Source organism: Rhodococcus sp. LB1 (assembly GCF_001583455.1).
Lineage (GTDB): Bacteria > Actinomycetota > Actinomycetes > Mycobacteriales > Mycobacteriaceae > Rhodococcus_F > Rhodococcus_F opacus.
The window spans coordinates 1-11,599 of record NZ_LTCZ01000394.1 but is presented as its reverse complement, the minus strand read 5'-3'; the positions used below and the strand labels follow the sequence as shown (position 1 = coordinate 11,599).

Sequence of the window (11,599 nt, the reverse complement as noted above, 5' to 3'; positions counted from 1 at the left end):
GCGGGAATGCGAGCCATGCCCTCTGCTGGAACGTCAGATTTGGACGAATGATCAAGTCATTTCCCACGCTACCAATCGGAACGGAAGTGGACTGCTGTATCGGCGACAACAGAACCTCTCTCCTTGCGGATTTGCGTAATCGTGGTCATTGGTCTTGATCATATGACTATGTTCTTCTAGGCTATGACCGCGACCACAGTCCGGCGCCATCGGCGATCGGAAGGTCACGGGCCTCGAGCTCACCGCGGATGCGCCGGCACGACGAGAGATCGCGAGCTGCACCCGCGTCAACGCCGCACTGCACCCGACATAGAGGATGACCATGACCGGAGTCGAATCAGTTCCCCGGGAACGCGCGATCGCACTCGATCGCATGGCTGTGGACCCGCCGATCGACACCGTCGTCGGCCTGCTGGCGATCCAGGCCGCCCGCTTTCCCGACCGCGAGTTTCTCCGGTTCGCGGAAGGGTCGTGGACCTTCGGCGAGATCGACGACTGGACGTCGCGCCTGGCGCAGCGTCTGGTCTCCGAGGACGGGATCCGCGCCGGCGACCGGGTCGCGATCATGCTGCCCAACGTGGTGCAGTGGCCGATCGCCTGGCTCGCGATCCTCAAGGCCGGCGGCGTCGCGGTGCCGGTGAACTCGTCATACCAGCGCGCAGACCTCGAATTCGTGCTTCGAGACTCCGGCGCCCGGGTGATGTTCACCGACGCCGGTCACAGCCCGCTCGTCGACGAGGTGCGCGCCGCGAACGGCGATCTGGGGGGTGTCCGTATCGTCGAAGCCGCGTCGCGAGGCGAGCTCGCGCAGTACCCGGCGGACAGGCCCGGGGTCGTCATCTCCGGCGAGACGCTCGCGAACCTCCAATACACCTCGGGGACCACCGGATTCCCGAAGGCGTGCATGTTGACCCACGACTATTGGGTCCGGCTGGGGTGGGTCTGCGCGGGTGCGGCGGGCCTCGGGCGAGACGACGTGGTACTCACCTCGCAGCCGTTCTCGTACATGGACCCGCAGTGGAACACCTCTCTGTGCCTCACGATCGGCGCGCCTCTGGTGGTGCTACCCCGGTTCTCTGCCTCGGGTTTCATGGCGGACGTCCGTCGGCACCGGGCCACGTTCTGCTACGTGCTCGGCTCGATGCCCACGCTGCTGTTCAAGCAGCCGCCGAGCCCGGAGGACCGGGACAACGACCTGCGCCTCGTGCTGTGCTCGGCCATCCCCGTCGCGCTGCACGCGCAGCTCGAACGGCGTTGGGGCGCGCCGTGGCGGGAGATCTTCGGGATGACCGAAAGTGGGGCCGACCTGGTCAGCCTCCCCGAGAGCACGGTCGACGTCGGCAGCGGACGGCTGGGGCAGCCGGTACCCACGAAGCGGGTCCGGGTGGTCGATCCGGGGGGCCGGGAAGTTGCCGCGGGAGAATCCGGCGAGCTGATCACGTCGGGCAGACCGATGATGCTCGGCTACTGGAACCGACCGGAGGACACCGCGGAGGTTCTCCGCGACGGCTGGCTGCACACCGGCGATGTCGCGGTCCACGAGCCGGACGGCTACCGCCTGGTGGGCCGGATCAAGGACATGGTCCGCCGCGGCGGGGAGAACATCGCGAGCGCCGAGGTCGAACGCGTCCTCGAGCGCGACGACACCGTCGTCGCGACAGCGGTGGTCGGCGTCCCGGACGAGCTGTTCGGCGAGGAGGTCAAGGCCTTCGTGCAGCTGGCCCCCGGCGTCGAGGAGAGCTGCGCGACCGCAGAGCGAATCATCGACGGCGCACGAACTCAGCTGGCGCGCTTCAAGATTCCGCGATACGTCGAGTTCGTCCCCGATTTCCCGCGTACCCCGTCCGAGCGCGTGTCGAAGCCGGCCCTGCAGGCGCGCTCCGCCGAGCATCCCGGCATCACCTACGACCTGCAGCCGCCGCGCACCGCCGGCAACGGCAACTGAGGAGCCGGACATGACCGACAATTATCTGGACGTGCACATCGACGACGACGTCGCGGTGCTCACGCTGAACCGCCCGGCGAAGCTGAACGTCGTGGACGTGGCCACGAGGGTGCGGCTCGCGCAGACCATCCGCCGGCTCGGAACGGGTGATCTCGTCCGCGGGATCGTGCTCACAGGCACCGGGCGGGCGTTCTCCGCCGGTGAGGACCTGCAGGCGGTGCCGACCACCTACGACGAGATCTGCGAGGCCTTCGCGACCTTCCACGACATCACCCGCGCGATTCTCGAGACGAAGGTCCCCGTGATCGCGGCCGTGAACGGGATCGCGGTCGGCGGCGCCTCGGAGATCACGTTGTGTTGCGACTCCCGGATCGGCACTCCCGCCGCCGAGTACTACCAGCCGGAGAACCACCGCGGAATCATCATCTCGAACGCTTCGAGCTTCCTCATGGGCCGCCTGGTACGCAACCACGCGATGCGAATAATTCTGGGCTCGAACCGCATTGGCGCAGGCGAGGCCCTGCGGATCGGGCTGCTCGACGAGATCGTGGCCCCGGAGGCACTGGTGCACCGCGCGGTCGAGGTGATCAGGCAATGGAACTCCGATCCCCGGACCACCGCGCTGCACCTGGGTCTGCTGCGGCCGCGCCCCGAAGACATCGAGGCCGCCTTCACCCGCGAAGACGACGCCGCCCGCCAGTCGTGGGAGTCCGGCGCCTTCACCGAAGGCATCGAGGGCTTCTGGGCATCGAAGAACGCGGCGCCGACGGCGCCCGCGCAGAGCAATTGAGATCGGAGACGATGATGATCACCACCGAGGCAGCGCTTCTCACCGCGCTGAACGTACCGCTCGAATTCACCGAGATCCAGGTCGACGACCCTGATCCGAACGAGGTCCGCGTCGCAGTCTCGAACGTGGGCCTGTGCCACAGCGACCTGCATTACATGACCGGCACCGTGGGCGCCGACCTACCCGTGGTTGTCGGGCACGAGGTGGCGGGCATCGTCGAGTCGGTCGGCTCCGCGGTGACCTCGTTGCGCCCGGGCGACCGCGTCGTCGGCGCCCTCACACCCTCGTGCGGGTTGTGCCGCAACTGCCAGGTCGGGCACTCGACGCAATGCCAGCGTGTCTCGCAGATCCGACAGCGCCCCCGCCCCGCTTTCCAGCTGCCGGGAGGCCAGGTCGTCGAACGGCTCGGCGACATCGGCGCGTTCTCCCGCCACACCGTGATGCGGGAGAACTCGCTGGTCAAGGTTCCCGACGAGGTGGGACTGCACGTCGGGTGCCTGCTGTCGTGCTGCATCGTCACCGGCGTCGGCGCCGTGTTCCGCGGCGCGCAGGTACGCCCCGGCGCCACCGTGGCCGTGATCGGCTGCGGCGGTGTCGGATCGGCCATCATCCAGGGCGCGCGGCTCGCCGGCGCCTCGGCGATCGTCGCCGTGGATCTCGACGATGCCCGGCTCGCGGCGGCGCGGACCTACGGTGCCACGCACGTCGTGAACGGCGCGGCCGATGTCCCGGCCGAGATCCGGAAGGTGCTCGGCGACGGCGTGGATTACTCGTTCGAGGCCGTCGGTTCCGCCCGGACCGCGGCTACCGCGCTGGCGGTCCTCCGCGGCACGGGCACGGCATGCCTGGTGGGCATCGCGCCCGACGGCACCGACCTCTCTGTTCCGGCGTCGGATTTCTTCTTCGGTGAGAAGCGCCTCATCGGTTCCTACATGGGCTCGGGCCAAGCGCACGAGGACATCACCCAGTTCGCGCGCCTCTACCTGCAGGGACACCTGTTGCTCGACGAGATGGTCAGCGACGTGATCCCGTTCCACGAGATCAACAAGGGCTTCGAGGCGATGAAGTCGGGCGAGGTAACCCGCATCGTCGCCGACCTCACCGCGTGATCACCCCGACCCCATCCACAATTGCGCACAGAAGGAGTCCGCAGATGTCGAATACGCAACTGCCTCAGCCGATCAACTACATCGCGGACGGGTGGTCCGAGTGCCGGGCACTTCCGGACGCGTGGAATCTCGACCCCAACACGGGGCAACCCATCCACCGCGCCGTCACCACCGGACCGGACGACGTGGAGCGCGCGCTGCGCCATGCCGAGCGGTCCTACGGCTTCGAACGCTGGGATGACGCGGCGAGCGAGGAACGCGCCGCGGTCATCGAGCGTGCAGCCGACATCGTCGAGACCCGGATCGAGGACATCGCCCGGACCGACGCCCTCACCAGCGGCGTCCCGATCGCGAAGGCCCGGCTGGTCGCGCAGTTCCTCCCGCACCGGATCCGCTCGTCCGCTGTGGATCTGCGGGCCACCCCGCGGCGCACCGCGCTGGCGGCCGGCGGCCGCGACGTGCGGCTGTACAAGGTCCCGTGGGGCCCCGCAGCCATCCTCACCCCGTGGAACGGCCCCAGTTTCATTCCCGCCGCGAAGATGGTGAGCGCCCTCGCCGCCGGCTGCCCCGTCATCCTCAAACCGTCGGAGCACGCGCCGAGCAGCGCCCAGATCATCGTCGAGTGCTTCGTCAAGGCCGGGCTGCCCGACGGTGCGCTGCAGCTCGTCCACGGCAGGGGAGACGTGGGCGCGGCGATCACCGGCGACCCCCGCGTGAAGATCGTCTCGTTCACCGGCGGCCCGAACGCGGGTCGTGCGATCGCCCGTGCCGCCGCGGAGGACTTCACGGTGCTCCAGCTCGAGCTCGGCGGCAACAATCCGGCCCTCGTGCTGGACGACGCCGACATCGACGTGGCCGCCGACGGGATCCTGGACGGGATGACCAAGCTCAACGGTCAGTGGTGTGAGGGACCGGGAAAGGTGTTGGCGCACAAGAGTCTCGTCGAGCCGCTCCTGGACGCGCTGCTCGATCGCATCTCCCGCATCGAGATCGGGCACTCGCTCGACGAGAACTCCCAGCTCGGCCCGATCTCGAACGCCCCGCATTTCGCCACCCTGCAGAGCCGCATCGACGGGCTGCGGGCCCACGGCGCGACGATCCATCAACCTGCGCAGCTGCCCGCGCTCGACGGGTTCTTCCTTTCGCCCACCGTCGCTTCGGGAGTCGACGCGTCGGTGGCGACGGCCGAGCTGTTCGGGCCGCTCGTCAGTCTGCACGCCGTGGAGTCCGACGAGGACGCGCTGCGCGTTGCCAACGCCAATCCGTCGGGTCTGGACGCCTACGTGTTCGGCGGCGACCTGGATCGCGCCGTCGAGGTCGGATCCCGTGTGCTGTCGGGCGAGGTGCGCGTGAACGGTGCCAAGGTCGCCGATCTCGCAGACGGTTCGGCACAGAGCTTTTGGGGCACTGCCGGAATCGGCGGTCACGCCCCCGGCGAGTCCGTCCGCGTGTTCTGCGGCGACCGCGTGGTCGGCGTCGATTCACCCGACCTTCCGATGTAGCGACCGGAGCTACTTTCGCGTCACCCCTTGACTGTGACCGGGACCACTGGTCTACTGAACTAAGTCAATTGATCTAGTCAAATGACTAATTTAACGAAAGCGGCAAACTCCATGAACTTCCCTTCCACCTCGGATACCGGGATCGTCGATGTCATCGGCGTCGGCGCCGGCTTCTCCGGCCTCTACCTCTCGCACCGGCTCACCACCGCCGGGTGGACCTTCGCGGGCTTCGAGGCCGGACCCGGCGTCGGCGGCACCTGGTTCTGGAACACCTATCCGGGCGCGCGCTGCGACGTCGAGAGCATCTACTACTCGTATTCGTTCGACGAGGCGCTCCAGCAGGAGTGGACGTGGAGCCAGCGATTCGCGCCGCAGGCCGAGATCCTCAGCTACATCAACCACGTCGCCGACCGCCTCGACCTGCGCAAGCACTTCACGTTCGATACCCGAGTGGTCGGCGCGACGTGGAACGCGGCCGACCGGCTGTGGGAGGTGCAGCTGGACAACGGCGAGACGCGCCGCGGCCGCTACCTGATCTCGGGCGCCGGCGGCCTGTCCACCCCCAAGGACTTCGACGTGCCGGGCCTCGAGAACTTCACCGGACTCCAGGTGTCCACCAGCCGGTGGAACATCGCGCTCGACGAGCTGGCGGGCAAGCGTGTCGCCGTGATCGGTACCGGATCGTCAGGCGTGCAAGCCATCCCGCTGATCGCGGAGGTCGCCGAGCACGTCACGGTGTTCCAGCGCACCCCGAACTATGTGATGCCCGCGCGCAACGCCGAACTCCCCCCGGAGCAGGTCGCCGCCGTCAAGGACGACTACCCGGCGATCCGTGAGGAGTGCCGGCACTCGCCCGGCGGCATCCCCGACCGCCCCGTCACCGACAACGCCTTCGACGTCTCGGACGAGGAGCGTCGGCGTCGCTACGAGGCGGCCTACGAGCGCAGCGGCTTCCAGGGCGTCGGCGCCGAGTTCGCCGACCTCCTCACCGACGCCGAGGCGAACCGGACCGCGTCGGAATTCATCCACGACAAGATCCGTGAGATCGTCGAGGATCCGGCCACCGCCGAGCTACTCGTACCCAGGTACCACCCTCTCGGCGCCAAGCGCAGCGTCTTCGGTACCGACTACTACGAGACCTACAACCGGCCGAACGTGTCGTTGGTGTCGCTGCGTGACGAGCCGATCGAGACTCTGACCGCGAACGCGATCGTCACCTCGAAGGGCACCTACGAGGCGGACGCCGTGGTGCTCGCCATCGGGTTCGACGCCTTCACCGGCCCGCTGTACGGGCTGGGCCTCACCGGCGCGGCCGGCAAAAAGCTGCAGGAGACCTGGCACGACGGCATCCGTACCTACCTCGGATTCATGACCACGGACTTCCCCAACTTCTTCATGGTGGCCGGCCCCCTGAGCCCCGCGCTGGCGAGCAACGTGGTGGTGACCATCGAGCAAGCCGTCGACTGGATCGCCGATCTCATCGAACACGCCCGCGACTCCGGCGCCACGCTGATCGAGGCCACCCCCGAGGCCCAGAACGACTGGGTGGACATCACCGAGGGGACCGTCGCCCAGACGCTGTACGCCACCACCGACTCCTGGTACCGCGGCTCCAACATCGAGGGCAAACCCAACACCTTCATGGGCTATGTGGGCGGCGTGGGCAAGTACCGCCGTATGTGCACCGAGATCGCCAAGCGCGGTTACCCCGGCGTCGAGATCGACGGCGAGACACAGTCCCGCAACCTCGGGCCGATCCATCAGGAGATCTCATGAGCAGGACGGTGCACCGACGCTATGTCGCCTTCTCCGACGCCCACTACGCCGGGAACCTGGTCGACGGGGCCTACGCCCTCAAGTTGTTCGGCGACGCCGGTACGAACCTGTCGATCGAGATCGACGGCCACGAGGGGCTGTTCGCCGGCTACTCGTCGGTCGAGTTCCTCGCCCCGGTCCGCGGCGGTGACGTCGTCGAGGCCGAGGCCCGGCTGGTGAAAAAGGGCAACCGCAGCCGCACGGTCGATTTCGAGCTCCGAGTGATCTGCCGCGGCTCGGACGACACCGGCCGCGCACAGGTCCTCGAATCGCCACTGGTCGCGGTGCGCGCTCGCGGCACTGCAGTCATCCCCGCAGACGAGACGGAGTAGTAGTTATGGAGCTGATTCACGACACCGGTTGGGCCGCACCGCCCGCCACCGTCGAAGAACCCCTGACCGGTGACATCGACTGCGACGTCGTCGTGATCGGCGGCGGCGGGGGCGGCATGTCGGCCGCCATCCGCCTCGCCGGGAAGGGCGTCGACGTGGTGCTCCTCGAGGCGCAGACCCTCGGCTGGGGCGCCAGTTCCCGCAACGCCGGATACATCACGAACTCGGTCGCCGCCGATCCGGAGCTGTTGGGTTTTCTGCTGAGGCGCGAGCGGCTGCGCGACCTCTACCGGTACGCCGAGAACGCGGTGCACTTCGCCGAGGACGCCATCACCCACTACGGGATCGACTGCGGATACCAGCAGGAGGGCATCGTGATGGCCGCCGTGTCCAAGGGCCAGCTGCGGCACGCGCGCCGCAATGCGAAGGTCATGGCCGAGGCCGGATCGGCGGCCGAATTCGTCGAGGGCCGCGCAGCAGGCCTTCCGGAAGGCTTCCTCGGCGGAGTGCGCGAGGGGGTCGGTGGCACGCTCAACCCGGGTGAGTTCGCCCTCGGCCTGCGGGCCGCGACGATCGCCTCCGGCGTGCGTGTCTACGAGCGCACCCCCGCCTGCGACGTCACGGACACCGGCGACGGTGTCACCGTCGACACACCGGACGGAAGGGTTCGGGCTCGCAAGGCGCTGCTGACCACCAACGCCAGCAGCAACGGCTTGTCCATCGCACCGAAGCACCTCGCCAGCCCGGTGTGGACCTCCCTGGTCGAGACCGAACCCGTCGCACCCGAGCGACTCGACGCCATCGGCTGGACCAGCCGCGCCCCGATGGTCACGCTGCACATGATCATCGAGAGCTACCGCGTGACCCCGCGGGGCACCATCGTGTTCGGCACCCGCCGCGTACAGACCGGGCGGAACCCACTGCCGAACCGCACCCCCGCACGGAACGTCACCGACGACCTCGTCCGCGGATTCCACGACCGCTTCCCGGGCCTGCGCGACGTCAAGCTGCAACAGGCCTGGGGCGGCTGGATCGGCATGAGCTCCACGTGGCTCCCCGTCGCCGGCGAGGCCTCCGACAACGTGCTCTACTCGCTCGCCTGCAACGGCCACGGGTTCGCCCAGGCACAGTACGTGGGCCATCTCCTCGCGGACCGGGTCGGCGGCGCGCCGCTGCACGACGACCTGGCCGCGATCTGGCACGGCCGCAAGCGCTTCTGGCCCAGCTTCGTCAGCGGACCCGCGCTGCACGCGGCCTGGCTCGCCGACCGCGCCTCCGACCGCCTGGCAGCCCTCACGAACTAACCATCGGCGCAAGCCACCCTCCAAGGAGAAATCATGTCCATCAAAGAACTGCTCTTCGCGGTCGCGGACATCTCGATGATCGCCGTCGGATTCACCTACGGCATCAAATTCATCCGGAACTACAAGAACTACCTGCTCGGCATCGAGTGGATCATCGTCGCGACATCGGGTTCGAACTTCCTGATCTACGGCCTCGTCAAGGCTGGTCACGACAGCCCGATGTACGCCTTCGCCTACTTCCTGGACGCCTTCTCCCGGTCCGTCGGCATCACGCTGATCCTGGTCCTGGGGCTGATGAAGGTCACCCACCGGTACAAGCCGTCCGCGGCGGTGGACATCGGCGCGTTCGCCCTCGCGGGCGTGGTGGGCTTCCTCCTCAGCCAATTCGCCGTGGAGATCGGTCTGCCCGGCAAGATCTTCTACATCGTGGTCAACGTGCTCACCACGATCTTCCTGATCTACTTCGTCAAGCGCCTCTGGGGCATCGACGAGCGCGGGCACGCCATCTCGGCCGCCGTCGCCACCGCCTGCGGCTTCGTCATCGCCGCGACCTACGACTTCGTCCACATCCCGGGCGACGACGCGGAGCACACGATCTTCTACATCTTCGCGCTGTCCACGTGGGGCCTGCAGATGTTCACGTACTACCGCGCCTACCGAGCGTTCGACGCATACAACAAGCGCGTCGATGCTCAGGCGGTCAGCGGCAGCGCTCCCGCTACGGCCTGAGCGGCCGGACCTTTCCGTGTGATCGATCGAGAGTCAGGAACCGAAAAATGACAACGCACGACGTGCATGAAGAGACCACCGAGGTAGTCGTTGTCGGCGCCGGAATGTCGGGGCTGATGGCGGCCACCACGCTGGCGCCGGAGACCGACGTGGTGGTGCTCGAATCCACCGATCGCACGGGCGGACGAGTCGAGACCGTCCGTCGGGGCGACTACTGGATCAACGTCGGCACCCAGTTCACCGAGGGCACCGGCACGCTGATCGATGCCCTCGACCGGCACGGCATCGAGATGGGCTCGCTCGCAGGCAAGAGCGTCGCGCTGTACTTGAACGGCGAGGTGGTCGACACCTCGAACCCCGTCGCGCTCATGTTCCGCACGCGGATGACCATGATGGACCGTATCGGCATGGCCATCGTCGGTGCACGCATCCTCTCGGTCATGCCGTTCCTGGAGTCGCAGAGCCGTATCGCGCAACGGGTTCGCGCCAAGCTCGACACCAAGCTGGCGTCATACCTGCTGAAGGGTGTCCGGGCGGAGTTGGCCGCCGCCGTCGTGCGGTCGTGGTCGGCGCAGTGGATGGGATGCGAGGTGGAGGAGACGGCCGCCACCCAGTTCGTCACGTCGGTGGGCCTCGCGCTGGCCGACCCGGAGAAGATCCCGAACTTCTCGCTGCCGGTGGGTGGCAATCAGACGTTGACCGACGTGCTGACGGGAGAGCTCGGTGGCCGGATCCGGCTGAACTCGGTGGTGCGCTCGGTGCGGCAGGACGGTGACGGCGTGGTCGTCGACTATCACGACGGTGACCGACCGGTGCGGCTGCGGGCAAAGCGCGCGATCGTGACCGTGCCCGCCGATATCGCCGAGCGGATCATCCCGGACCTCCCGCAGCAGCACCGGAATGCTTTCAACGACATCACCTACGGCCGGTACGTGATCGTCGGATTCTTCACCGACGAAGTCGGGCCGCAGCGCTGGGACGACTACTTCGGCGTCTCGACGCCGCAACTGTCATTCCAGGCGATGTTCAACCACGCCGCGGCGATGCGGAACGGCGACGATCGTAAGCCGGGTGGAGCGCTGGCCTGTTTCGCCGGCGGCGCTCACGCCGACGCGTTGTTCGACCTGCCCGACGAGGAAATCATGTCGCGATTCGCGAAGGACTTGCTCGCAGTGTTCCCCGAGCTGGAGGGCAAACTGGGCGAGGGCATCGTGCGGCGGCACCGTCGGGTCGTGCCCTTCTGGGCGCCCGGGCGGAGGAACTCGCTTCCGCCGTTGCGTGATCCGCTCGGAACCATCCACTTCGCCGGTGACTACCAGCTCGATCTGCCGTCGCTCGCCGACGCAGCGACGTCGGGCGAGCGAGCGGCGAAGGCCGTACTGGCGAGCCTGAGCCAGGCCGCGAAAGACGAGGACTCGGCAATCAGAGTGTGATCAGTCGCTTCACAGATTGCCCAGGGTGGCGCGGTAGCCGAGTAGTCGGACCACCTGCTGGGAGCGGGTCACCCAGAACGAGGAAGCACATGTTCACCAACACCTTCACCGAGACCTTCGGGATCGAGCACCTCATAGTGTGAGGCGGCATGACTGCCGTCGGGGCCTTGTCGCCGCTCTTGCCCTCGGCGCGTCCGCGGTGAACACGGCACCCGCTTCATAGCGACCACCGAGGCGCCCATCCACCACAACGTCAAACAAAGATCGTCGACAACACCGAACACGACACCGTGATCGTCTTCCGTGAGTTCCGCAACTCCGCCCGCGTTGCCCGCAACCCGGTCTCCGAAGAAATCGCCACCCGCTCATGCGAACCGGGTGCCACCTTCGACCACATCGCCCATTTGGCCAGCGGCGCCCGCGGCCGCGAACAGGTGTACGGCAATGGTGACGTCGAAGGCGGCATCTGGTGGGCGGGTCAGGCCCAGGGCCTGACCCACGACATCGGCAGCTGCCGGGCTCGATCCTGACCGAGGCCCGGCAGATCATCACCCGCACACTGCCCGATCAGCTCCGCGGCTGAATCAGCCTGGCAACAAGTCCGCGATACCAACACCCATTGCTGCTGCAACACTTCGAG

10 protein-coding genes are annotated in these 11,599 nt (G+C 67.6%); all 10 read left to right on the top strand.

What is annotated here, in order from left to right; all coding sequences use genetic code 11:
- Positions 1-322 precede the first annotated feature (322 nt).
- Positions 323-1,945 carry a class I adenylate-forming enzyme family protein gene (locus AZG88_RS37760; protein WP_231914340.1) on the top strand — a complete coding sequence of 541 codons (1,623 nt, stop codon included), beginning with the start codon at positions 323-325 and terminating at the stop codon, positions 1,943-1,945.
- A gap of 10 nt (positions 1,946-1,955) precedes the next feature.
- The gene (locus AZG88_RS37755; protein ID WP_061700610.1) at positions 1,956-2,735 is read left to right on the top strand and encodes an enoyl-CoA hydratase/isomerase family protein; all 780 of its coding nucleotides are present in this window, start codon (positions 1,956-1,958) and stop codon (positions 2,733-2,735) included.
- A 14-nt stretch (positions 2,736-2,749) separates the two neighbouring features.
- The gene (locus tag AZG88_RS37750; protein WP_061700612.1) at positions 2,750-3,844 is read left to right on the top strand and encodes a Zn-dependent alcohol dehydrogenase; all 1,095 of its coding nucleotides are present in this window, start codon (positions 2,750-2,752) and stop codon (positions 3,842-3,844) included.
- Between the two features lie 44 nt (positions 3,845-3,888).
- Entirely contained in the window at positions 3,889-5,346 is a 1,458-nt protein-coding gene (locus tag AZG88_RS37745; protein ID WP_061700609.1) for an aldehyde dehydrogenase family protein, read from the top strand.
- A gap of 111 nt (positions 5,347-5,457) precedes the next feature.
- Positions 5,458-7,122 carry a flavin-containing monooxygenase gene (locus tag AZG88_RS37740; RefSeq protein WP_061700608.1) on the top strand — a complete coding sequence of 555 codons (1,665 nt, stop codon included), beginning with the start codon at positions 5,458-5,460 and terminating at the stop codon, positions 7,120-7,122.
- On the top strand, positions 7,119-7,493 hold the full coding sequence (locus AZG88_RS37735) for a hotdog fold domain-containing protein (protein WP_061700607.1): 375 nt from the start codon (positions 7,119-7,121) through the stop codon (positions 7,491-7,493). Before AZG88_RS37740 ends, AZG88_RS37735 begins: the two co-directional genes overlap by 4 nt.
- 5 nt (positions 7,494-7,498) lie before the next feature.
- Entirely contained in the window at positions 7,499-8,797 is a 1,299-nt protein-coding gene (locus AZG88_RS37730) for an NAD(P)/FAD-dependent oxidoreductase (RefSeq protein WP_061700606.1), read from the top strand.
- Between the two features lie 33 nt (positions 8,798-8,830).
- The gene (locus tag AZG88_RS37725) at positions 8,831-9,526 is read left to right on the top strand and encodes a hypothetical protein (protein WP_061700605.1); all 696 of its coding nucleotides are present in this window, start codon (positions 8,831-8,833) and stop codon (positions 9,524-9,526) included.
- Positions 9,527-9,573: 47 nt separating this feature from the next.
- Entirely contained in the window at positions 9,574-10,959 is a 1,386-nt protein-coding gene (locus tag AZG88_RS37720; protein WP_061700604.1) for a flavin monoamine oxidase family protein, read from the top strand.
- Between the two features lie 290 nt (positions 10,960-11,249).
- Positions 11,250-11,489 (top strand): hypothetical protein, encoded by a 240-nt coding sequence (locus AZG88_RS55845; RefSeq protein WP_061700603.1) that lies wholly within the window; start codon positions 11,250-11,252, stop codon positions 11,487-11,489.
- Positions 11,490-11,599: the final 110 nt, after the last annotated feature.

What these genes read in the sequence shown, in the direction of transcription:
- AZG88_RS37760 (WP_231914340.1), top strand. Translation starts at nt 323, where the DNA reads ATGACCGGAGTCGAATCAGTTCCCCGGGAACGCGCGATCGCACTCGAT.
- AZG88_RS37755 (WP_061700610.1), top strand. Translation starts at nt 1,956, where the DNA reads ATGACCGACAATTATCTGGACGTGCACATCGACGACGACGTCGCGGTG.
- AZG88_RS37750 (WP_061700612.1), top strand. Translation starts at nt 2,750, where the DNA reads ATGATCACCACCGAGGCAGCGCTTCTCACCGCGCTGAACGTACCGCTC.
- AZG88_RS37745 (WP_061700609.1), top strand. Translation starts at nt 3,889, where the DNA reads ATGTCGAATACGCAACTGCCTCAGCCGATCAACTACATCGCGGACGGG.
- AZG88_RS37740 (WP_061700608.1), top strand. Translation starts at nt 5,458, where the DNA reads ATGAACTTCCCTTCCACCTCGGATACCGGGATCGTCGATGTCATCGGC.
- AZG88_RS37735 (WP_061700607.1), top strand. Translation starts at nt 7,119, where the DNA reads ATGAGCAGGACGGTGCACCGACGCTATGTCGCCTTCTCCGACGCCCAC.
- AZG88_RS37730 (WP_061700606.1), top strand. Translation starts at nt 7,499, where the DNA reads ATGGAGCTGATTCACGACACCGGTTGGGCCGCACCGCCCGCCACCGTC.
- AZG88_RS37725 (WP_061700605.1), top strand. Translation starts at nt 8,831, where the DNA reads ATGTCCATCAAAGAACTGCTCTTCGCGGTCGCGGACATCTCGATGATC.
- AZG88_RS37720 (WP_061700604.1), top strand. Translation starts at nt 9,574, where the DNA reads ATGACAACGCACGACGTGCATGAAGAGACCACCGAGGTAGTCGTTGTC.